14 protein-coding genes and 3 tRNA genes are annotated in these 22,396 nt (G+C 54.2%); 13 read left to right on the forward strand and 4 right to left on the reverse strand.

Annotated features, from left to right (window positions below):
- Positions 1-12 precede the first annotated feature (12 nt).
- The 11 genes from ptsP (at position 13) to recD (ending at position 17,823) form a co-directional block, all read left to right on the forward strand.
- Positions 13-2,259, forward strand: a complete 2,247-nt coding sequence (ptsP, locus tag HV302_RS04870) for a phosphoenolpyruvate--protein phosphotransferase (RefSeq protein WP_181626982.1) — start codon at positions 13-15, stop codon at positions 2,257-2,259.
- A gap of 164 nt (positions 2,260-2,423) precedes the next feature.
- Complete coding sequence (lgt, locus tag HV302_RS04875; protein WP_016157378.1) at positions 2,424-3,299, forward strand: prolipoprotein diacylglyceryl transferase; 876 nt, start codon at positions 2,424-2,426, stop codon at positions 3,297-3,299.
- Between the two features lie 6 nt (positions 3,300-3,305).
- A complete protein-coding gene (gene thyA, locus HV302_RS04880; RefSeq protein WP_003033990.1) occupies positions 3,306-4,100 on the forward strand; it encodes a thymidylate synthase in 795 nt (264 codons plus the stop codon).
- A gap of 182 nt (positions 4,101-4,282) precedes the next feature.
- A complete protein-coding gene (locus HV302_RS04885; protein WP_181626983.1) occupies positions 4,283-4,753 on the forward strand; it encodes a prepilin peptidase-dependent protein in 471 nt (156 codons plus the stop codon).
- Positions 4,744-5,307, forward strand: a complete 564-nt coding sequence (locus HV302_RS04890; protein WP_016154273.1) for a prepilin peptidase-dependent protein — start codon at positions 4,744-4,746, stop codon at positions 5,305-5,307. The genes HV302_RS04885 and HV302_RS04890 overlap by 10 nt, the downstream gene beginning before the upstream one ends.
- Positions 5,304-5,711, forward strand: coding sequence for a DUF2509 family protein (locus tag HV302_RS04895; protein WP_181626984.1), 408 nt, complete (start codon positions 5,304-5,306; stop codon positions 5,709-5,711). Before HV302_RS04890 ends, HV302_RS04895 begins: the two co-directional genes overlap by 4 nt.
- A complete protein-coding gene (locus HV302_RS04900) occupies positions 5,696-6,019 on the forward strand; it encodes a prepilin-type N-terminal cleavage/methylation domain-containing protein (RefSeq protein ID WP_181626985.1) in 324 nt (107 codons plus the stop codon). The genes HV302_RS04895 and HV302_RS04900 overlap by 16 nt, the downstream gene beginning before the upstream one ends.
- A gap of 12 nt (positions 6,020-6,031) precedes the next feature.
- On the forward strand, positions 6,032-9,394 hold the full coding sequence (gene recC, locus HV302_RS04905) for an exodeoxyribonuclease V subunit gamma (protein ID WP_181626986.1): 3,363 nt from the start codon (positions 6,032-6,034) through the stop codon (positions 9,392-9,394).
- A gap of 185 nt (positions 9,395-9,579) precedes the next feature.
- Positions 9,580-12,468 (forward strand): pitrilysin, encoded by a 2,889-nt coding sequence (gene ptrA / locus HV302_RS04910; protein ID WP_016157372.1) that lies wholly within the window; start codon positions 9,580-9,582, stop codon positions 12,466-12,468.
- Positions 12,461-16,006, forward strand: coding sequence for an exodeoxyribonuclease V subunit beta (gene recB / locus HV302_RS04915; protein WP_181626987.1), 3,546 nt, complete (start codon positions 12,461-12,463; stop codon positions 16,004-16,006). The genes ptrA and recB overlap by 8 nt, the downstream gene beginning before the upstream one ends.
- Positions 16,003-17,823, forward strand: a complete 1,821-nt coding sequence (gene recD / locus HV302_RS04920; protein WP_181626988.1) for an exodeoxyribonuclease V subunit alpha — start codon at positions 16,003-16,005, stop codon at positions 17,821-17,823. Before recB ends, recD begins: the two co-directional genes overlap by 4 nt.
- Positions 17,824-17,869: 46 nt before the next feature.
- Here recD and argA read toward each other — a convergent pair whose 3' ends face one another.
- The gene (argA, locus tag HV302_RS04925; protein WP_008785703.1) at positions 17,870-19,201 is read right to left on the reverse strand and encodes an amino-acid N-acetyltransferase; all 1,332 of its coding nucleotides are present in this window, start codon (positions 19,199-19,201) and stop codon (positions 17,870-17,872) included.
- A gap of 235 nt (positions 19,202-19,436) precedes the next feature.
- Between argA and amiC the strand changes: the two genes are divergently transcribed.
- The gene (gene amiC / locus HV302_RS04930; protein ID WP_016154266.1) at positions 19,437-20,690 is read left to right on the forward strand and encodes an N-acetylmuramoyl-L-alanine amidase AmiC; all 1,254 of its coding nucleotides are present in this window, start codon (positions 19,437-19,439) and stop codon (positions 20,688-20,690) included.
- 74 nt (positions 20,691-20,764) lie between these two features.
- Here the strand turns inward: amiC and HV302_RS04935 are convergent.
- From HV302_RS04935 to HV302_RS04945, 3 genes are all read right to left on the reverse strand, one after another.
- Positions 20,765-20,841 (reverse strand) — tRNA-Met (locus HV302_RS04935).
- 34 nt (positions 20,842-20,875) lie between these two features.
- Positions 20,876-20,952 (reverse strand) — tRNA-Met (locus tag HV302_RS04940).
- A 34-nt stretch (positions 20,953-20,986) separates the two neighbouring features.
- Positions 20,987-21,063: transfer RNA gene (locus tag HV302_RS04945), tRNA-Met, on the reverse strand.
- 205 nt (positions 21,064-21,268) lie between these two features.
- On the opposite strand from HV302_RS04945, the gene mltA reads away from it, so the two are divergent.
- A complete protein-coding gene (mltA, locus tag HV302_RS04950) occupies positions 21,269-22,366 on the forward strand; it encodes a murein transglycosylase A (protein WP_019077597.1) in 1,098 nt (365 codons plus the stop codon).
- Positions 22,367-22,396: the final 30 nt, after the last annotated feature.

Consider the following 22,396-nt stretch of genomic DNA (forward strand, 5'->3'; position numbering starts at 1 on the left):
GCTACGCAAATTATGCTCACCCGCCTGCGCGAAATAGTCGAAAAGGTGGCCAGTGCTCCGCGTCTGAATGAAGCGCTGAATATTCTGGTTACCGACATCTGTCTTGCGATGGATACAGAGGTCTGTTCGGTTTACTTGGCCGATCACGATCGACGTTGTTATTACCTCATGGCGACCCGGGGACTGAAGAAACCGCGTGGTCGTACTGTCGCACTCGCGTTTGATGAAGGTATCGTTGGCCTGGTTGGCAGGCTGGCGGAACCTATCAACCTCGCCGATGCGCAAAAACATCCCAGCTTTAAATACATCCCTTCGGTAAAAGAAGAGCGCTTTCGTGCGTTCTTAGGCGTACCGATTATTCAGCGCCGTCAGCTGTTAGGTGTGCTGGTGGTCCAGCAGCGCGAATTGCGCCAGTACGATGAAAGTGAAGAGTCTTTCCTCGTCACGCTCGCTACGCAAATGGCGGCGATTCTTTCGCAGTCGCAGCTTAACGCGCTGTTCGGCCAATACCGGCAAACGCGCATCCGCGCATTGCCCGCCGCCCCTGGCGTGGCAATAGCCGAAGGCTGGCAGGATGCGACGCTGCCGCTGATGGAGCAGGTCTATCAGGCTTCAACGCTGGATCCGGTGCTTGAGCGCGAGCGACTCACCGGTGCGCTGGAAGAGGCGGCGAATGAATTCCGCCGCTACAGCAAACGCTTTACCGCTGGGGCGCAAAAAGAAACGGCGGCGATTTTTGATCTCTACTCACACTTGCTTTCCGATACTCGTCTGCGCCGTGAGCTGTTTGCGGAAGTGGATAACGGTTCGGTGGCCGAGTGGGCCGTTAAAACGATCATTGAAAAGTTTGCCGAACAGTTTGCCGCGCTGAGTGATAACTACCTCAAAGAGAGGGCCGGAGATTTACGCGCGCTGGGCCAGCGTCTGCTGTTCCATCTTGACGACTCGATCCAGGGGCCGAATACCTGGCCGGAACGTTTTGTGCTGGTGGCGGATGAGCTTTCCGCCACCACGCTGGCGGAACTTCCTCAGGACCGCTTAGTCGGTGTGGTTGTCCGGGACGGCGCGGCCAACTCTCATGCGGCTATTATGGTTCGTGCGCTGGGTATCCCTACCGTCATGAGGGCCGATATCCAGCCATCGGTGTTACATCGCCGTACGCTGGTAGTGGACGGTTATCGCGGTGAACTGCTGGTCGATCCAGAGCCGGTATTGATCCAGGAATACCAGCGTCTTATCAGTGAAGAAATTGAGCTGAGCCGCCTGGCGGAAGATGACGTCAACCAGCCTGCACAGTTGAAAAGCGGCGAGCGCGTGAAGGTGATGCTCAATGCGGGCCTCAGCCCGGAGCATGAAGAGAAGCTGGGGAGCCGGATCGACGGCATTGGCCTGTATCGCACCGAAATCCCGTTCATGCTGCAAAGCGGTTTTCCTTCGGAAGAAGAACAGGTTGCGCAGTATCAGGGCATGCTGCAAATGTTTAACGACAAGCCGGTGACTCTGCGTACGCTGGATGTCGGCGCCGATAAACAACTGCCCTACATGCCGATCAGTGAAGAGAACCCGTGCCTTGGCTGGCGTGGGATCCGCATAACGCTCGATCAGCCGGAGATCTTTTTGATCCAGGTTCGGGCCATGCTGCGTGCCAACGCGGCAACCGGCAACCTGAGCATTTTGCTGCCGATGGTCACCAGCATTGATGAAGTGGACGAAGCGCGACGTTTGATTGAACGCGCCGGACGCGAAGTGGAAGAGATGATCGGCTACGCGATCCCAAAACCGCGCATTGGCATCATGCTGGAAGTCCCGTCGATGGTGTTTATGCTGCCGCATCTGATAAACCGGATAGACTTTATCTCGGTCGGAACCAACGATCTCACTCAGTACATTCTGGCTGTCGATCGTAACAATACACGGGTGGCCAGCATTTATGACAGCCTGCATCCGGGCATGTTACGTGTGCTGGCGATGATTGCGCAGGAAGCCGAAAGAAGCGGTATCGATTTGCGATTGTGCGGTGAAATGGCGGGCGACCCGATGTGCGTGGCCATTCTGATCGGCCTGGGTTTTCGCCATTTGTCGATGAACGGTCGTTCCGTGGCTCGCGTTAAATATCTGCTGCGCCATATCGATTTTGATGAGGCGCAAACGCTGGCGCAACGCAGCCTGGAAGCGCAGATGGCGACAGAAGTACGCCATCAGGTGGCGGCTTTTATGGAACGCCGTGGCATGGGGGGACTGATTCGCGGGGGATTGTGAATCGAGGGCTGGTAACAGTAGGTATACATATCTTTTAACTGTAATAGGCATCCGCTGCGATCCCCATGTGCTATCATTCGCACCTTTGGAGCGCCTGCATTATGCAGGCGCGCTTATCAATTGCTGTCTGACTTCAGCGAAATAACAAGAACTTGTGGTGACAGATGACCAGTAGCTATCTGCATTTTCCGGATTTCGATCCGGTCATTTTTTCAATCGGACCCGTCGCGCTTCACTGGTACGGCTTAATGTATTTGGTGGGGTTTATTTTTGCGATGTGGCTGGCGACGCGCCGTGCTAATCGTCCGGGCAGTGGCTGGACCAAAAATGAAGTAGAAAATCTACTGTATGCGGGCTTCCTCGGGGTTTTCCTTGGAGGGCGTATTGGTTACGTACTGTTCTATAACTTCCCGTTATTCCTCGATAACCCGCTGTATCTGTTCCGCGTTTGGGACGGCGGGATGTCCTTCCACGGTGGGCTTATTGGTGTGATCCTGGTGATGATTATCTTCGCCAAACGCACCAAGCGTTCGTTCTTCCAGGTTTCTGATTTCATTGCCCCGCTGATTCCGTTTGGTCTGGGCGCAGGGCGTTTGGGCAACTTTATCAACGGTGAGCTGTGGGGACGCGTTGATCCGAACTTCAAGTACACCATGCTGTTCCCGGGCTCCCGTACCGAAGACATTTTACTGCTGCAAACTAACCCGCAATGGCAGTCTATTTTTGATACCTACGGCTCGCTGCCGCGCCATGCCTCACAGCTTTATGAGATGGCGCTGGAAGGCGTTGTGCTGTTTATCATTCTTAATCTGTACATTCGTAAACCGCGCCCGATGGGTTCGGTATCCGGTCTGTTCCTGATTGGTTATGGCGCGTTTCGTATTATCGTTGAATTCTTCCGCCAGCCGGATGCGCAGTTTACCGGCACCTGGGTACAGTACATCAGCATGGGACAGATCCTCTCAATCCCGATGATTGTCGCAGGCATTATTATGATGGTTTGGGCGTACCGCCGCAGCCCACAGCAACACGTTTCCTGAGGAACCATGAAACAGTATTTAGAACTGATGCAAAAAGTGCTGGATGAAGGCACACAGAAAAACGACCGTACCGGAACCGGAACACTTTCCATTTTTGGTCATCAGATGCGTTTTAATCTGCAGGAAGGGTTCCCGCTGGTTACGACTAAACGCTGTCATTTACGCTCGATCATTCATGAACTGCTGTGGTTTTTGCAGGGCGACACCAACGTTGCCTACCTGCATGAAAACAACGTCTCAATCTGGGACGAATGGGCGGATGAAAACGGTAATCTGGGCCCGGTTTATGGCAAACAGTGGCGTGCGTGGCCTACGCCAGACGGTCGCCATATTGACCAGATCACCACGGTGTTAAACCAGCTCAAAAATGACCCGGACTCTCGCCGAATTATCGTTTCTGCATGGAACGTCGGTGAGCTGGATAAAATGGCGCTGGCGCCGTGCCACGCGTTCTTCCAGTTTTACGTGGCGGATGGCAAGCTCTCCTGCCAGCTGTATCAGCGTTCGTGCGATGTGTTCCTCGGTTTGCCGTTTAACATTGCCAGCTACGCCTTACTGGTACACATGATGGCGCAGCAGTGTGATCTGGAAGTGGGTGATTTTGTCTGGACCGGCGGCGACACGCACCTGTACAGCAACCATATGGATCAAACGCATCTGCAGCTTAGCCGCGAACCGCGCGCGCTGCCGAAGCTGGTCATCAAACGTAAGCCTGAATCTATCTTTGACTATCGCTTCGAAGATTTCGAAATTGAAGGCTACGATCCGCATCCTGGTATTAAAGCGCCAGTGGCTATCTAACCGGCTTCATGCTGTCACAACCGACGCCCGTGTGCGTCGGTTTTTTTGTCTCAAATCGCGTTCTTCGGCGTGGGTTCCTGAAATATTGCAACGACCTGCAACGCGACAAATATTCCTCGTAGCTCGCCGTAGAAACCGAATTTCCCGCTCGTTATTCATTTTCCTCACGCCATACTGGCGACATGAAAAAACAACACGGCTACACGCTTCTCGAAACCCTGATTGCGATGCTGATCGTCGCGGCGCTTGGCGCCTCGGGGCTGTATGGTTGGCAGCGCTGGCAACAGCAACAGCGGCTATGGCAAACCGCCATTCAGGTGCGAGATTACCTGCTGCAACTGCGTGAAGATGCTAACTGGCGTAACCGCGATCACGTCATCAGCGTGATTCGGGATGGCACATCCTGGTGTTTTGTCAGCTCTGCTGCTGTGCAAACCACGTGTCTACCCGTTTCGCCCTTGGTTTTTACACCGCCCTGGGACGATGTCGAAATGGCAGAGATAACGCCTTCACTGGCCTTTTTGGGTCTGCGCAATACGGCATGGGCTGGACATATTCGCCTGAAAAATACGACAGGGGAATGGCGCGTGGTGGTGTCTGGCTGGGGGCGAATCAGGCTTTGCGAGAAAGATGAGGCCAGGTTATGTCAGTAAATGAACGGGGCTTTTCACTCCTGGAGGTGCTGATTGCTATGGCGATTAGCAGCGTTTTATTGCTTAGCTCAGCGCGATTTTTACCCGCGCTGCAGCGAGAGATCCTGCGCAACACGCGCCAGTTAGCGCTTGAAGATGAAATATGGCAGCGGGTATACACCGTGGCGAAGCATCTTCAGCGGGCAGGGTACTGCCGCGGAAACTGTGTCGGAGAAGGGCTGGAGATATCGGCTAAGGGCGACTGTGTCATTGCGCGCTGGGATGCCAATAGCAACGGCATTTGGGAGAGCAGTCCCGCGAAAGAGGCCGATACGATTGGATTTCGTTTACAGGACAAGGTACTGGAGACCCTGCGGGGAGTAACGGACTGCAATGGAAAAGGGTGGGAGAAAATGACCGATCCAGCCACGATACAGATTGAGGCATTTCAGGTCGAACGTCTGAATATCAGCGGATATTCCCCGCTCCTTACGCTGCGTTTGCGCGGAGTGAACAATGCCGAACCACAAAAGGTTATTGAAGCAGTCTACAGCGTGACAGGATTCAACCTGTGAACCGTGAGCGGGGCGTTTCATCTTTAGCGATGGTCCTGTTACTGCTGGTGCTCGGTAGCCTTCTGCTGCAAGGCGTTAGCAGGCAGGAGTCCCGTTTTGCTTCGCGAGTGGTCACGCAAAGTCAGGCTCTGCAGCGCCAGGCGGTGGTGCAATCCGCGATGGAATGGGGGCGTATGCAGCCCTGGCGCTTACAACTCGCCGTACAGTGTCGGCGTTATACCACGCAGGTTGCCGCGGTTTGCCTGCGACTGCTTACTAATAATTTCGTGCTGCTAATAGTCCATTATGAAGGGGTATCGTTATGGCGGCAGGGGGCGATTATTGATGACAATATCGAATATTCGGTGCATGGCTGGAGCGATTTTTGTCCGCTAAAGGAGCAGGCACTATGTCAGATCCCCTGAACAGACAGCGTGGCTTTAGCCTGCCGGAAGTGATACTGGCAATGGTGCTGATGATCATGATTGTGACCGCGCTGTCAGGATACCAGCGGGCGCTGATGAACAGCTTTATCATCAGAAACCAGTATCAGCAACTCTGGCGTCACGCCTGGCAGCAAACCCAGATGTATCAGTTTTCATCGCCTTTGAACTGGCAGGTTAACCGAATGCAGACAACGAGCGCGGGATGTGTCAGCATCAACGTTAAAATTTCTTCACCCTTGGGCAGGCAAGGTCAGATGACGCGTCTGCATTGCCCGAATCGTCAGTAGTCAGGAGTCGCTATGTTAAGGGTCTACCACTCCAATCGTCTGGATGTGCTGGAAGCGTTAATGGAATTTATCGTTGAGCGCGAGCGGCTGGACGACCCCTTTGAACCTGAGATGATCCTGGTTCAAAGTACCGGTATGGCGCAGTGGCTACAAATGACCCTTGCACAGAAGTTTAGTATTGCCGCCAACATCGATTTTCCGCTGCCCGCGAGTTTTATCTGGGATATGTTTGTGCGCGTGCTGCCGGATATCCCGAAAGAGAGCGCGTTCAGCAAACAGAGCATGAGCTGGAAGTTGATGACGCTGTTGCCGCAATTGCTGGATGGCGATGACTTCGCATTGCTGCGCCACTATCTGACGGACGACACCGATAAACGTAAGCTGTTTCAGCTTTCCTCGCGCGCTGCTGACCTCTTCGACCAGTATTTAGTCTATCGACCTGAGTGGTTGACCCAGTGGGAAGCCGGGCGACTGGTTGAGGGACTCGGCGAATCTCAGGCCTGGCAGGCGCCGTTGTGGAAAGCGCTGGTGGAACACACCGAGGAATTGGGCCAGCCGCGCTGGCATCGCGCCAATTTATACCAACGATTTATTCAGACTCTGGAAAGTGCGTCCGAGTGCCCGCAGGGACTGCCTTCTCGCGTCTTTATTTGCGGCATTTCAGCGCTGCCGCCGGTTTATTTGCAGGCATTGCAGGCGCTGGGCAAGCACATTGATATTCATCTGCTGTTTACCAACCCTTGTCGCTACTACTGGGGAGATATAAAAGATCCCGCCTGGCTGGCGAAGCTGATGGCGCGTCAGCGTCGGCACAGCTTTGAAGAACGCCATCTGCCGCTGTTTCGCGATAGTCAGAAAGCCGAAGGATTGTTTAACAGCGATGGTGAACAGGATGTGGGCAACCCGATGCTGGCCTCGTGGGGCAAACTGGGGCGCGATTACATTTATTTGATTTCAGAACTGGAAAATAGTCAGGAGCTGGATGCGTTTGTCGATATTACGCCTGACAATCTTTTGCATAATATTCAATCGGATATTCTGGAACTTGAAAGTCATGCCGTGGCGGGCGTTACGCTTGAAGAGTATTCGCGTAGCGACAATAAACGACGACTTGAACTAAACGACACCAGCGTGACTTTCCATGTTTGTCATAGCCCACAGCGCGAGGTAGAAATTCTTCATGACCGCCTGCTGGCAATGCTGGAAGCGGATCCCACGCTGACGCCGCGCGATATTATTGTGATGGTGGCGGATATCGACAGCTACAGCCCATTTATTCAGTCGGTCTTTGGCAGCGCGCCAGCTGAGCGTTACTTACCTTATGCGATTTCCGACCGTCGGGCGCGCCAGTCTCATCCTGTCTTACAGGCCTTTATTAGCCTGCTGTCGCTGCCGGATAGCCGTTTTGTCTCAGAGGATGTGCTGGCATTACTGGATGTGCCCGTGCTGGCGGCGCGTTTCAATATCGATGAAGAAGGGCTGCGCTATCTTCGGTTATGGGTCAATGAATCCGGGATTCGCTGGGGAATTGACGACGATAACGTGCGTGAACTGGAACTTCCGCCTACAGGTCAGCATACCTGGCAATTTGGTTTAACGCGCATGCTGCTCGGCTACGCGATGGAAAGCGCGCAGGGCGAGTGGCAATCGGTATTGCCATACGATGAGTCCAACGGTTTGATTGCCGAGCTGGTAGGGCATCTGGCCTCGTTGCTGATGCAGCTCAATCTCTGGCGTAGAGGGTTAGCGCAGGAGCGCCCGCTGGAAGAGTGGCTGCCCGTTTGTCGGGACATGCTTAATGATTTCTTCCTGCCGGATGCAGATACCGAAGCGGCGATGACGCTGATTGAACAGCAGTGGCAGGCCATTATCACTGAAGGTCTGGGGGCTGAGTATGGTGATGCCATACCGCTTTCTCTATTGCGTGATGAGCTGGCCCAGCGTCTTGACCAGGAGCGCATTAGCCAGCGCTTCCTGGCGGGGCCAGTTAACATTTGTACGCTGATGCCGATGCGCTCTATTCCTTTCAAGGTGGTGTGCCTGCTGGGTATGAACGATGGCGTTTATCCGCGTCAGCTTGCGCCGTTGGGCTTTGATTTGATGAGTCAAAAACCGATGAGGGGCGATCGCAGCCGTCGCGATGATGACCGCTACCTGTTTCTTGAAGCATTGATTTCAGCACAGCAAACGCTCTACATCAGCTACATTGGCCGCTCCATTCAGGACAACAGCGAGCGCTTCCCGTCGGTACTGGTGCAGGAACTGATGGACTACATCGGGCAAAGCCACTATCTGCCGGGCGATGAATCATTGACCTGCGATCAAAGCGAGGCCCGGGTAAAAGCACACATTACCCGTTTGCATACCCGTATGCCCTTTGATGCACAAAACTATCTGCCGGGCGAACAGCAAAGCTATGCCCGGGAATGGCTGCCTGCGGCGAGCCTGTCAGGAAAAGCGCACACGGATTTTGTCCAGACGCTTCCCTTTGAGATGCCTGAAACGCTGACGCTGGAAACGCTGCAGCGATTTTGGGCTCATCCGGTAAGGGCTTTTTTCCAGATGCGGCTGAGGGTCAACTTCCGCTCTGAAGAAAGTGAGATCCCGGAAACGGAACCGTTCACTCTTGAAGGATTAACCCGCTATCAGCTTAATCAGCAATTGCTTAACACGCTGGTTGAAGAGAAGGATGCTGAACAACTGTTTCGCCGTTTTCGTGCGGCGGGCACGCTTCCCTATGGGCCATTTGGCGAAATTCTGTGGGATACGCAGCGTCAGGAGATGCAGTCGCTGGCTGAACGCATTATCGCCTGTCGTCAGCCCTGCCAGAGTATGGAAATCGATCTTAACTGTAACGGCGTGCAAATCACCGGTTGGCTGCCACAGGTGCAAGAGGACGGTTTGTTGCGCTGGCGCCCATCTTTGATAAGCATTGCGCAGGGTGTGCAACTTTGGCTGGAACATCTTGTCTATTGTGCCAGTGGCGGTACGGGAGAGAGCCGGTTGTTCCTGCGTAAAGACGGGGAATGGCGTTTTCCGCCACTGGATGCAGAGCAGGCGCTGCTGTACCTGTCGCAGCTCGTTGAGGGGTATCGGGAAGGCATGTCGTCACCATTGCTGGTATTGCCCGAAAGCGGCGGCGCCTGGATAAAAACCTGTTATGACGCCGTAAATGATGCCATGTTAGATGACGATGCAACGTTGCAAAAAGCGCGCAGTAAGTTTCTGCAGGCCTATGAAGGTAACATGATGGTACGGGGTGAAGGTGATGATATCTGGTATCAGCGCCTTTGGCGTCAGCTGGATGCGGCTACGCTGGAGACCATTGTTTTACAGTCTCAGCGCTACCTGTTACCGATTTTTCGCTTTAATTAGTCATGATGATTGTATAAAAATTGCGCAGTTCGATGGCTTCCACTATGATGCGCATTCTGTCACGGACTGATTCTTACAAAGAGAGGATGCTGGCTCGTTCAGCACATAGTCTTGCCCTGTTCAGACCACGTATTTATGCGTGCTTTGCTGTGAACAGGTGAATACGTTAATGATGAGGTTTGTGAATGCCCCGCAGCACCTGGTTCAGCGCATTACTGTTGTTCGTCGCCCTTTGGGTTCCCGTAAGTCAGGCAGATACCGGTTGGCAGCCTTTAGCTGAAACCATCCGTAAAAGCGATAAAGACACCCGCCAGTATCAGGCCGTGCGCCTTGATAACGGCATGGTCGTGTTGCTGGTATCCGATCCTCAGGCCGTGAAATCCCTTTCTGCACTGGTGGTTCCCGTGGGCTCGCTGGAAGATCCGGACGAGCATCAGGGGCTGGCGCATTATCTCGAACACATGTGTCTGATGGGCTCGAAAAAATACCCGCAGCCGGACAGTCTGGCTGAATTCCTGAAAATGCACGGCGGCAGCCACAATGCCAGCACCGCGCCTTACCGTACGGCCTTCTATCTTGAAGTCGAAAACGACGCGTTGGTGGGGGCGGTGGATCGCCTGGCAGACGCTATTGCCGATCCGTTGCTGGATAAAAAATATGCCGATCGTGAGCGTAACGCGGTTAACTCCGAGCTGACGCTGGCGCGCACCCGAGACGGGATGCGTATGGCGCAGGTGAGTGCTGAGACCATCAACCCGGCGCACCCTGGCTCGCGTTTCTCCGGCGGAAATCTCGAGACATTAAGCGATAAACCGGGAAACCCGGTGGTGCAGGCATTACAAAAATTTCATGAAAAGTACTACTCCGCGAACCTGATGAAGGCGGTGATTTATAGCAATAAGCCCCTGCCAGAGCTGGCGCGGATAGCTGCTGACACCTTTGGACGCGTACCGAACAGAAATATCGCAAAGCCTGAAATTACCGTACCGGTAGTCACCGACGCGCAAAAGGGCGTCATCATCCACTATGTTCCGGCAATGCCGCGTAAAGTACTGCGCGTCGAGTTTCGTATCGATAACAACAGCGCGCAGTTCCGCAGTAAAACCGATGAGCTGGTGACCTATCTGATTGGTAATCGTAGCCCTGGCACGTTGTCTGACTGGCTGCAAAAGCAGGGACTGGTTGAAGGTATTCGTGCGGATTCCGATCCGGTGGTCAATGGGAACAGCGGCGTGTTAGCCATTTCCGCGACGTTAACCGACAAAGGGCTGGCGAACCGCGATGAAGTTGTTGCGGCAATATTCAGTTATCTCAATCTGTTACGCGATAAAGGCGTCGATAAACGCTATTTTGACGAACTGGCGCACGTACTGGATCTCGATTTCCGTTATCCCTCCATCACCCGTGATATGGACTACGTGGAATGGCTGGCTGATACCATGATCCGCGTTCCTGTCGAACATACGCTGGATGCGGTGAATATTGCCGACCAGTACGATGTGAAAGCCGTTGAGCAACGCCTGGCAATGATGACGCCACAGAATGCGCGTATCTGGTATATCAGTGCGAAAGAACCGCATAATAAAACCGCTTATTTTGTCGATGCGCCTTACCAGGTGGATAAAATCAGCGACAAAACCTTTGCCGACTGGCAGCAAAAAGCGCAGGGCATTGCGCTGTCGTTACCGGAGTTGAACCCCTACATTCCGGATGATTTCACGCTGATTAAAACGGATAAAAAATACGCTCACCCGGAACTGATCGTTGATGAGCCGGATCTACGCGTGGTGTATGCGCCGAGCCAGTATTTTGCCAGTGAGCCGAAGGCTGACGTCAGCGTGATCCTGCGTAACCCGAAGGCCATGGACAGCGCTCGCAACCAGGTATTATTCGCACTTAACGATTACCTGGCGGGGATTGCGCTCGATCAGTTAAGCAACCAGGCGTCGGTAGGTGGAATTGGTTTCTCTACCAACGCTAACAATGGGTTGATGCTTAACGCCAACGGCTACACCCAACGTCTGCCGCAGCTTTTTCAGGCTCTGCTGAGCGGCTATTTCAGCTACACCTCAACGGATGAACAGCTGGAACAGGCGAAATCCTGGTATGCCCAGATGATGGATTCTGCAGAGAAGGGTAAAGCCTACGATCAGGCAATTATGCCTGTGCAAATGCTTTCTCAGGTGCCGTACTTCTCACGCGATGAGCGCCGTAAACTACTGCCTTCTATCACCCTGAAAGAGGTGATGGCGTACCGCGACGCCTTAAAAACCGGTGCGCGGCCTGAATTCCTGGTAATTGGTAATATGAGCGCCGCTCAGGCGACGACCATGGCGCGGGATATCCAACAACAGCTTGGCGCTAACGGGTCACAGTGGTGTCGCAATAAAGATGTGGTTGTGGACAAGAAGCAGTCCGTCATCTTTGAAAAAGCAGGCAGTAGCACGGACTCCGCGCTGGCGGCGGTATTTGTGCCAACCGGATACGATGAATACGCCAGTTCAGCCTACAGCGCCATGTTAGGGCAGATTGTTCAGCCGTGGTTCTACAATCAACTGCGTACTGAAGAGCAGTTAGGCTACGCTGTATTTGCTTTCCCGATGAGTATCGGCCGTCAGTGGGGAATGGGGTTCCTGCTGCAAAGCAATGATAAGCAGCCGTCTTATCTTTGGGAGCGTTATAAAGCGTTCTTCCCGACGGCGGAAGCGAAGCTGCGGGCGATGAAACCTGAAGAGTTTGCGCAAATTCAGCAGGCGATTATTGCGCAAATGCTGCAGGCGCCGCAAACGCTGGGGGAAGAAGCCTCACAGTTAAGCAAAGATTTTGATCGCGGCAATATGCGCTTCGATTCACGTGATAAAATAGTGGCTCAGATTAAACTGCTGACGCCGCAAAAACTTGCCGACTTCTTCCATCAGGCGGTGGTTGAGCCGCAAGGCATGGCGATACTGTCACAGGTTTCCGGCAGTCAGAACGGGAAAGCAGAATATGTGCACCCGGAAGGCTGGAAAGTGTGGCAGACCGTCAGCGCGTTGCAGCAAACCTTACCCCTGATGAGTGATAAGAATGAATGATGCCGCTGAGTCCCTTGATCCACTGCGCTTGCCCCTGACGGGCGAGCGCCTGATTGAAGCCTCTGCGGGCACCGGTAAAACCTTTACCATCGCCGCCCTGTATTTACGTTTACTGCTTGGACTGGGCGGCTCTGCCGCCTTTCCTCGTCCTCTGACCGTTGAAGAACTGCTCGTGGTCACCTTCACCGAGGCGGCCACCGAAGAGTTGCGTGGTCGAATTCGTAGCAACATTCATGAACTGCGAATTGCCTGCCTGCGTGAAACGACCGACAACCCGCTATATGCCCGTTTGTTAGATGAAATCGCCGATAAAAAACAGGCCGCTCAGTGGCTGCTATTGGCTGAAAGACAGATGGATGAAGCGGCTGTGTTTACCATCCACGGCTTTTGTCAGCGTATGCTCAGTCTCAACGCCTTTGAATCAGGCATGCTGTTCGAACAGCAACTGATAGAAGATGAATCGCTGCTGCGCTATCAGGCCTGTGCGGACTTCTGGCGTCGGCACTGCTATCCGCTACCCCGCGACATTGCGCAGGTGATTTTTGAAACGTGGAAAGGACCGCAGGCTCTGCTGAGAGACATCGATCGCTATCTGCAGGGGGAAGCGCCGGTCATCAAGGCTCCGCCGTCTGATGACGAAACGCTGGCTTCCCGGCACGAACAAATTCTCACGCGCATTAACCAGATCAAGCAGCAATGGCGTGATTCCGTTGATGAGCTGGATGGCCTGCTGGAAGCCTCCGGGATCGACCGGCGTAAATTTAATCGTGGTAACCAGGGCAAGTGGATCGAAAAGATCGGTGCATGGGCGCAAGAAGAAACCCAAAGTTATCAGCTTCCTGACGCGCTGGAGAAATTCTCTCAGCGTTTTCTGGAAGAGCGCACTAAAGCGGGCGGAATAACTCCTCAGCACCCGCTGTTTGTCGCTATTGATGAACTGCTTAGCGAACCGTTATCTCTCCGCGATCTGGTGTTCACCCGGGCGCTGGCGGAGATCCGTTCAGCGGTTGCCGAGGAGAAACGACGCCGCGGTGAGCTAGGCTTTGACGATATGCTCAGCCGTCTGGATGCGGCGTTGCGCAGTGAAAGCGGCGATGCGCTGGCGACGGCTATCCGTACCCGTTTTCCGGTCGCGATGATCGATGAATTTCAGGATACCGATCCGCAGCAGTACCGTATTTTTCGCCGGATCTGGCAGCATCAGCCGGATACCGCACTGCTGCTGATTGGCGACCCAAAACAGGCGATTTACGCGTTTCGCGGCGCGGATATCTTCACCTATATGAAGGCGCGCAGCGAGGTCAGCGCACACTATACGCTCGATACCAACTGGCGTTCGGCCCCCGGCATGGTCAATAGCGTAAATACGCTTTTCAGCCAGATGGATGACGCCTTTATGTTCCGCGAAATCCCCTTTAGCCCGGTAAAATTTGCAGAAAAAAACCAGTCGTTTCGGTTTGTTTTACACGGTGAGACACAGCCAGCCATGAGCATGTGGCTGATGGAAGGGGAAAGCTGCGGCGTAGGCGATTATCAGAACTACATGGCCCAGGTGTGCGCCACGCAAATTCGCGACTGGCTTAAGGCCGGGCAGTCTGGCGCTGCGCAACTGGTCAGTGGTAAAACATCCAGTCCGGTACGCGCGTCGGACATCAGCGTACTGGTTCGTAGCCGCCAGGAGGCGGCACTGGTCCGTGATGCGCTGACGCAGCTGGCAATTCCCTCCGTCTACCTTTCCAACCGTGACAGCGTATTTGAAACGCTGGAAGCGCGGGAGTTGCTGTGGGTGCTGCAGGCGGTGATGACGCCGGAGCGTGAGAACACGCTGCGTAGCGCGCTGGCGACCTCAATGATGGGGCTGAATGCGCAGGATCTTGAAGCCTTAAATAACGACGAAAATGCCTGGGATGCGGTGGTCGAAGAGTTTGATGGCTATCGTCAGATCTGGCATAAACGCGGCGTGATGCCGATGCTGCGCGCGCTGATGACAACCCGCCAGATTGCGGAAAACCTGCTGGCGACGGCGGGGGGCGAACGCCGCCTGACCGATATTTTACATATCAGCGAACTGTTGCAGGAAGCGGGCTCGCAGCTGGAAAGCGAGCATGCGCTGGTGCGCTGGCTGTCCCAGCATATTCTTGAACCCGACAGCAACGCGTCCAGCCAGCAGCTCAGGCTGGAAAGCGACAAGCATCTGGTCAAAATCGTCACTATCCATAAATCTAAAGGGCTGGAGTATCCGCTGGTCTGGCTGCCGTTTATCACGAATTTCCGCGTCCAGGATCAGGCTTTCTACCACGATCGCAGCTCTTTTGAAGCCGTGCTGGATCTCAGCGATGCCGAGGAGAGCGTTGAGCTGGCTGAAGCGGAACGTCTGGCGGAAGACCTGCGTTTGCTCTATGTCGCGCTAACCCGTTCGGTATGGCACTGCAGCCTTGGCGTGGCGCCGTTGGTGCGACGTCGGGGCGATAAAAAAGGGGATACCGATGTACATCACAGCGCCCTTGGTCGCCTGTTGCAAAAAGGTGAGCCGATGGATGCCGCGGGTCTGCGTAGTGCGATTGAAGCGCTGTGTAGCGACGATATTGCCTGCCAGACGCCTGCGCAGCCTGACGGTGAACGCTGGCAAGTTGCGCAGGCTGTTAGCTGCGAACTGAGTGCGAAAATACTGCAGCGTACGCCCGGCGATAGCTGGCGCGTGACCAGTTATTCCGGTCTGCAGCAGCGTGGGCATGGAATCGCGCAGGATCTGATCCCGCGACTGGATATTGATGCCGCAGGCGTTGGTGAGGTTATTGAAGAGTCAGGGCTTACACCGCATCAGTTCCCGCGCGGCGCTTCGCCAGGTACATTCTTGCATAGCCTGTTTGAAGATCTCGACTTTACTCAACCGGTAGATCCGAGTTGGGTCGAGGAAAAACTGGCGTTGGGCGGTTATGACGCGCACTGGACGCCGGTTTTGACCGAATGGCTGGATGCCATTTTGCAGGCGCCTCTCAACGAGACGGGCGTGAGTTTGAGCCATCTTTCCGCGGGTGAAAAACAGGTGGAGATGGAGTTTTACCTGCCGATTTCGCAGCCGCTGATGGCCAGCCAACTTGATGCGTTAATTCGCCAATACGATCCGCTCTCCGCGGGGTGCCCTGCGTTGGAATTTATGCAGGTACGCGGCATGCTGAAAGGATTTATTGACCTGGTTTTCCGCCACCAGGGGCGTTATTACCTTCTCGATTACAAATCGAACTGGCTGGGGGAAGACAGCTCAGCGTATACGCAGCAGGCGATGGCCTCTGCCATGCAGGCGCATCGCTACGACCTGCAGTATCAACTTTATACCCTGGCGCTGCATCGCTACTTGCGCCATCGCATTGCTGATTACGATTATGAACGCCATTTTGGCGGTGTTATCTATCTCTTCTTGCGTGGCATTGACAGTGAAAATCCGCAACAGGGAATTTACGCGACCCGACCTGACGGGGAGTTAATCGCCTTGATGGACGAGATGTTTGTCGGTGCGCCACTGGAGGAGATGTCATGACAATCCAGAAACGATTACTGGAAGCTGTGGAGCAAAAACAGCTCCGGCCTCTGGATGCCCAGTTTGCGCTGGCGGTTGCCGGAAATGACAACCCTGCCGTTGCGCTGGCGGCGGCGTTGCTCAGTCGTGAAGCAGGAGAAGGGCACGTCTGCTTACCACTTTCGCGGTTATCCCTGAGCGAGGATGCCCATCCCCTTTTAAGCGCCTGGCTCGCTGAAGTGGGGGAGCCAGAAGACTGGACGGAATGTCTGCTGGCCTCCGGGGCGGTAAGCCGTGGTGAGCAACCCACGCCGCTGGTGCTGCACGGCGATCGCTTGTATCTGAACCGGATGTGGCATAACGAACGGGCGGTGGCTCGCTTTTTCAGTGAAGTTAACCACGCCATTGAGGTGGATGAACAACGGCTTACCCACACGCTTGCGGCGTTGTTTCCACCAGCGGAAGGTGTTAACTGGCAAAAAGTGGCCGCTGCGGTGGCGTTGACCCGTCGTATATCGGTGATCTCCGGCGGGCCGGGGACCGGAAAAACGACAACAGTTGTGAGGCTTTTGGCGGCGTTGATTCAGATGGCGGAGGGGGAACGCTGCCGTATTCGCCTGGCGGCTCCTACTGGAAAGGCGGCAGCGCGCCTGACTGCCTCGCTGGGCGCAGCGCTACGAGAACTGCCGTTAACCGAAGAGCAAAAGAAACGCATTCCCGATGACGCCAGTACGTTGCATCGATTATTAGGCGCTCAGCCAGGCAGTCAGCGCCTGCGCCATCATGCGGGAAACCCGCTGCATCTGGATGTGCTGGTGGTGGATGAAGCCTCGATGATTGATTTGCCGATGATGTCGCGCCTTATCGATGCGCTGCCGCCGCACGGGCGGGTGATTTTTCTTGGCGATCGTGACCAGCTCGCTTCCGTCGAAGCGGGGGCGGTGCTGGGGGATATCTGTGCTTTCGTCGGTGACGGGTTTACCCCGGAACGCGCCCGCCAGCTCAGTCGTCTGACCGGAAGCGCTATTCCGGCAGGTTTGGGAACTCAGGCCGCCGCTTTGCGCGACAGTTTGTGTCTGCTGCAAAAGAGTTACCGTTTCGGTAGCGATTCCGGAATCGGTCAGTTGGCTGCTGCGATTAATCGTGGTGACAAAGCCGCGCTCAAAACGGTCTTCCAGCAGGGGTTTAGCGACATTGAAAAACGCACGCTACATAGCAGCGAAGATTACGCCGCGATGTTGGATGAGGCGCTGGCGGGTTATGGGCACTATCTGGATTTACTGCGCGAGGGCGCTGAGCCGGATGCTGTCATTCAGGCCTTCAATGAGTATCAGCTGTTGTGCGCCCTGCGTGAAGGTCCGTTTGGCGTGGGTGGTTTGAATGAACGCCTTGAGCAGGTGATGGCGCAAAAACGTAAAATTCATCGTTCGACGCATAGCCGCTGGTATGAGGGAAGGCCGGTGATGATCGCGCGCAATGACAGTTCGCTGGGATTATTTAACGGTGATATCGGCATTGCCCTCGATCGTGGACAGGGCCTGAGGGTGTGGTTTGCGCTGCCGGACGGTTCTATCAAATCAGTCCAGCCCAGTCGCTTACCTGAACATGAAACCACTTGGGCGATGACCGTGCACAAATCGCAGGGATCTGAGTTTGACCATGCGGCGTTGATTTTACCCAGCCAGCATTCACCCGTGGTTACCCGCGAGCTGGTCTATACCGCCGTCACCCGCGCGCGCCGGCGTCTGTCACTGTATGCCGATGAGCGGATATTAAGTAACGCCATTGCCACCCGCACCGAACGTCGCAGCGGATTGTCGGCGTTGTTTAATCAATAAAATTCGTTGCCGGATAAGGCATTTATACCGCATCCGGCAACGACTACTACCCCAAATCCGCCATCAGCACCTTTGACCGCCGCTGATAGTTGTACATCTCTTTCTTGCTTTCCGGCAGCAGGTCGATATCCACCGGCGTGAAACCACGTTCCTGGAACCAGTGAATGCTGCGCGTGGTCAGCACGAACAGTTTGCTCAGTCCCATTTGCCGGGCCTGCGCGGCGATCCGCTCCAGCAATACTTCCCCGCGCGATGAGCTACGGTAGTCCGGATGCACCGCCACGCACGCCATTTCGCCAATTCTCTCCTCCGGGAAAGGGTACAGAGCGGCGCAGGCGATGGTCAGGTTATCGCGCTGAATAATCGTGAATTTGTCGATCTCCATTTCCAGTTGTTCGCGGGAGCGACGTACCAGAATGCCTTGCTGCTCCAGCGGGCGGATCAGCTCCAGAATCCCGCCGATATCGTTAATGGTAGCGCGGCGGATCTGCTCGGCGCTTTCCATTACGATCTGCGTACCGATCCCGTCACGGGAGAACAGTTCCTGCAGCAATGCGCCATCTTCCTGATAGCTGATCAGATGGCAGCGCCGTACCCCACTGCGACAGGCTTTCACTGCCCCACGCAGGAAGCGCACTGTGCCGGAGCTGTAATCGCCTTTCTCTTCCTGCAACTCAACGCGCGCCTGGGCTTCGTTAGGAAACAGCTCGGAAATAATATCGCCATCATCGTTGGTGACGCCCTGAGAGGAGCAAAAGCCGATCATTTTCTCTGCCTTCAGTTTGATAGCCAACTGCGTGGCGACCTCTTCTGAAGTCAGGTTAAAGCTCTCACCGGTGACGGAAACGGCGACCGGGCCCATCAGCACAATCGCGCCACTGTCTAACTGGCGGTGAATGGCATCTTCATCAATACGACGAATACGTCCGCTATGGCAGTAATCCACGCCGTCATCAACGCCCAGCGGCTGGGAGATAATAAAATTACCGCTGACCACATTGATGTGCGCCCCCTGCAATGGCGTATTATTCAGGCTCATTGACAGACGGGCGGTAATATCAAGCTGAAGTAACCCTGCCGCCTGTTTGACCAGCTCCAGGGTTTTAGCGTCGGTAACGCGCGTATTCTTGTGGTACACCGGTTCATGATGATGTGCCGCAAGATTGGCATCAATCTGCGGTCGTGCGCCATAGACCACGACAAGGCGGATGCCGAGACTATGAAGAAGGCCAATGTCATTGACGATACTGGAAAAGTTTTCATGCTCGATGGCTTCGCCGCCCAGCATAATGACAAACGTCTTTCCCCGATGGGTATTGATATAGGGAACAGAATGGCGGAATCCCTGTACCAGTTCGGTTCTACGCTCCTTCACCACGGCACACCCTCATTGCATGATTATTCGTAATTTGTGTATTTTTATTCTGTTTTGGCGCTGTGCGCAAGCGTAATTTTTACCCATGCCGAAGATTTTTCTCAGTAATGCCGTGAATATAAAAAGAATGTTTACCCTTTTATAGATGACAGATTATGCGTCATTCGCTAAAGTTTCCGGTCAATTCAGACGTTTTACGTATTACCTCAATAAAGATTTCTTTTTGCTCGGGAGAAGCATGTCGGGATCCAATTCAGCAATCAGTCGCCGCCGTTTACTGAAAGGTGCGGGTGCTATGTGGCTTTTGAGCGTCAGCCAGGTTGGTCTGGCTGCCATGAGTCAGGTCGTTGCCGTACGTGTCTGGCCAGCGTCCAGCTACACCCGCGTCACGGTAGAATCTAACCGTCTGCTGAAATACAAACAGTTTGCCCTGAGTAATCCTGAGCGTGTGGTTGTGGATATTGAAGGCGTTAATTTGAACTCGGTGCTCAAGGGCATGGGGGCGCAGATCCGTCCTGACGATCCGTATATTAAATCGGCGCGCGTCGGGCAGTTTGACCCACAGACCGTGCGGATGGTGTTCGAGCTGAAACAGAATGTGAAGCCGCAACTTTTTGCGCTGGCTCCGGTGGCCGGCTTTAAAGAACGTCTGGTGATGGATCTCTATCCCGCGAATGCCCAGGATGTTCAGGATCCGCTGCTGGCGTTGCTGGAAGAATACAACAAGGGCGATCTGGACAAACAGGTGCCGCCTGCGCAAAGTGGCCCGCAGCCGGGTAAAGCGGGGCGCGATCGTCCCATTGTCATTATGCTCGACCCAGGACATGGCGGAGAGGACTCCGGTGCGGTGGGGAAATACAAGACGCGTGAAAAAGATGTGGTGCTGCAGATTGCCCGACGCCTGCGAGCCCTCATAGAGAAAGAGGGCAACATGAAGGTCTTTATGACGCGAAATGAAGATATCTTCATTCCGCTTAAAGTCCGCGTGGCGAAAGCGCAGAAGCAGCGTGCAGACCTGTTTGTCTCTATTCACGCTGATGCATTTACCAGTCGACAGCCCAGAGGTTCGTCGGTATTTGCGCTCTCGACTAAAGGGGCGACCAGCACCGCCGCGAAATATCTGGCGCAAACTCAGAACGCCTCGGATTTGATTGGCGGCGTCAGCAAGAGCGGCGATCGCTACGTCGACCATACCATGTTCGACATGGTGCAATCGCTGACCATCGCCGACAGCCTGAAGTTTGGTAAAGCGGTATTGAATAAGCTCGGTAAAGTTAACAATCTGCATAAGAACCAGGTTGAACAAGCCGGGTTTGCGGTACTTAAAGCGCCGGATATTCCGTCTATTCTGGTGGAAACCGCATTTATCAGTAACGTTGAGGAAGAGCGTAAGCTCAAAACTGCGACCTTCCAGCAGGAAGTTGCAGAGTCGATTCTGGCGGGGATCAAAGCCTACTTTGCCGATGGCGCGACGCTGGCGAGAAGGGGATAACAAAAAAGCGCTGAAAAGCGCTTTTTTTATGGACCGCAGATACAAAAAAACACCCTTTAGGGTGTTTATAATGTTGGTTGCGGGGGCCGGATTTGAACCGACGACCTTCGGGTTATGAGCCCGACGAGCTACCAGGCTGCTCCACCCCGCGTCACCGTACTGCTTTATATTTTATCAAATTTGATTGGTTGCGGGGGCCGGATTTGAACCGACGACCTTCGGGTTATGAGCCCGACGAGCTACCAGGCTGCTCCACCCCGCGTCACCGTACTGCTTTTATTTCATCAAATTTTAATTGGTTGCGGGGGCCAGATTTGAACTGACGACCTTCGGGTTATGAGCCCGACGAGCTACCAAGCTGCTCCACCCCGCGTCCGTGGATGCGCACTATACTCTGCTCGCATTTTCATGCAACCCTTTTTTCACCTTGATCACGTTTTTAAGGTGAAAATGAACAAAAACAACGCATTCTGGATTGTTTTTTGCTCAAAATTTGCGTTCGGGTATGTATACGCATTTCATTAGGTTCGGGGGTTTGTTATCTTCGTCTCGCATTCAGGCAACATAAGACGAGAACAATGAAAGGACGTTGGGCAAAATATCTTCTTGCGGGAGCTGTCGTCGCGATGCTCGCCGCGTGTTCCTCAAAACCCACCGATCGTGGGCAGCAGTATAAAGACGGGAAATTTACCCAGCCTTTCTCACTGGTGAACCAGCCTGATGCGGTTGGCGCACCAATCAATGCCGGTGATTTCGCCGAGCAGGTTAATCAAATTCGCAGCGCTTCGCCACGTTTGTACGGCAACCAGAGCAACGTTTACAACGCTATCCAGCAGTGGTTACGTGCGGGCGGTGATACGCGCAGTATGCGCCAGTTTGGTATTGATGCCTGGCAAATGGAAGGGGCGGACAACTACGGTAACGTCCAGTTTACCGGTTACTACACGCCGGTTATTCAGGCGCGCCATACGCGCCAGGGCGAGTTTCAGTATCCTATCTATCGCATGCCGCCAAAACGTGGCCGCTTACCAAGCCGTGCCGAGATTTACGCGGGCGCGCTGAGCGACAACTACATTCTGGCGTACAGCAACTCCCTAATGGATAACTTCATTATGGATGTGCAGGGCAGTGGTTACATCGATTTTGGCGATGGCAGTCCGCTTAACTTCTTTAGCTATTCCGGGAAAAACGGCCACGCCTATCGCAGCATCGGTAAAGTGCTTATCGACCGTGGCGAAGTGAAAAAAGAAGATATGTCGATGCAGGCTATTCGCCATTGGGGTGAAACGCACAGCGAAGCCGAAGTGCGTGAGCTGTTGGAGCAGAACCCATCGTTTGTCTTCTTTAAACCGCAATCTTTTGCACCGGTCAAAGGGGCCAGCGCGGTACCGTTGATTGGTCGCGCATCTGTGGCTTCTGACCGCAGTATCATTCCTGCGGGCACAACATTGCTGGCGGAAGTCCCGTTACTGGACAATAACGGCAAGTTTACCGGCCAGTACGAACTGCGTCTGATGGTGGCGTTAGATGTGGGTGGCGCTATTAAAGGGCAACACTTCGATATCTATCAAGGCATTGGTGCTGACGCCGGACACCGTGCGGGGTGGTATAATCACTACGGTCGCGTGTGGGTACTGAAAACAGCGCCGGGTACGGGTAACGTGTTCAGCGGTTAATAGCCGGATGGCGCTCGATATTAATGAATT

It is taken from the genome of Citrobacter sp. RHBSTW-00859 (assembly GCF_013729795.1).
Classification (GTDB): domain Bacteria; phylum Pseudomonadota; class Gammaproteobacteria; order Enterobacterales; family Enterobacteriaceae; genus Citrobacter; species Citrobacter braakii.

Bases quoted from the DNA above. Each gene is read 5' to 3' on its own strand.
- HV302_RS04890 (WP_016154273.1), top strand. From the start codon at position 4,744: ATGTCAGTAAATGAACGGGGCTTTTCACTCCTGGAGGTGCTGATTGCT.
- mltA (WP_019077597.1), top strand. From the start codon at position 21,269: ATGAAAGGACGTTGGGCAAAATATCTTCTTGCGGGAGCTGTCGTCGCG.
- ptsP (WP_181626982.1), top strand. From the start codon at position 13: ATGCTCACCCGCCTGCGCGAAATAGTCGAAAAGGTGGCCAGTGCTCCG.
- HV302_RS04900 (WP_181626985.1), top strand. From the start codon at position 5,696: ATGTCAGATCCCCTGAACAGACAGCGTGGCTTTAGCCTGCCGGAAGTG.
- amiC (WP_016154266.1), top strand. From the start codon at position 19,437: ATGTCGGGATCCAATTCAGCAATCAGTCGCCGCCGTTTACTGAAAGGT.
- recC (WP_181626986.1), top strand. From the start codon at position 6,032: ATGTTAAGGGTCTACCACTCCAATCGTCTGGATGTGCTGGAAGCGTTA.
- recB (WP_181626987.1), top strand. From the start codon at position 12,461: ATGAATGATGCCGCTGAGTCCCTTGATCCACTGCGCTTGCCCCTGACG.
- recD (WP_181626988.1), top strand. From the start codon at position 16,003: ATGACAATCCAGAAACGATTACTGGAAGCTGTGGAGCAAAAACAGCTC.
- lgt (WP_016157378.1), top strand. From the start codon at position 2,424: ATGACCAGTAGCTATCTGCATTTTCCGGATTTCGATCCGGTCATTTTT.
- ptrA (WP_016157372.1), top strand. From the start codon at position 9,580: ATGCCCCGCAGCACCTGGTTCAGCGCATTACTGTTGTTCGTCGCCCTT.
- thyA (WP_003033990.1), top strand. From the start codon at position 3,306: ATGAAACAGTATTTAGAACTGATGCAAAAAGTGCTGGATGAAGGCACA.
- HV302_RS04885 (WP_181626983.1), top strand. From the start codon at position 4,283: ATGAAAAAACAACACGGCTACACGCTTCTCGAAACCCTGATTGCGATG.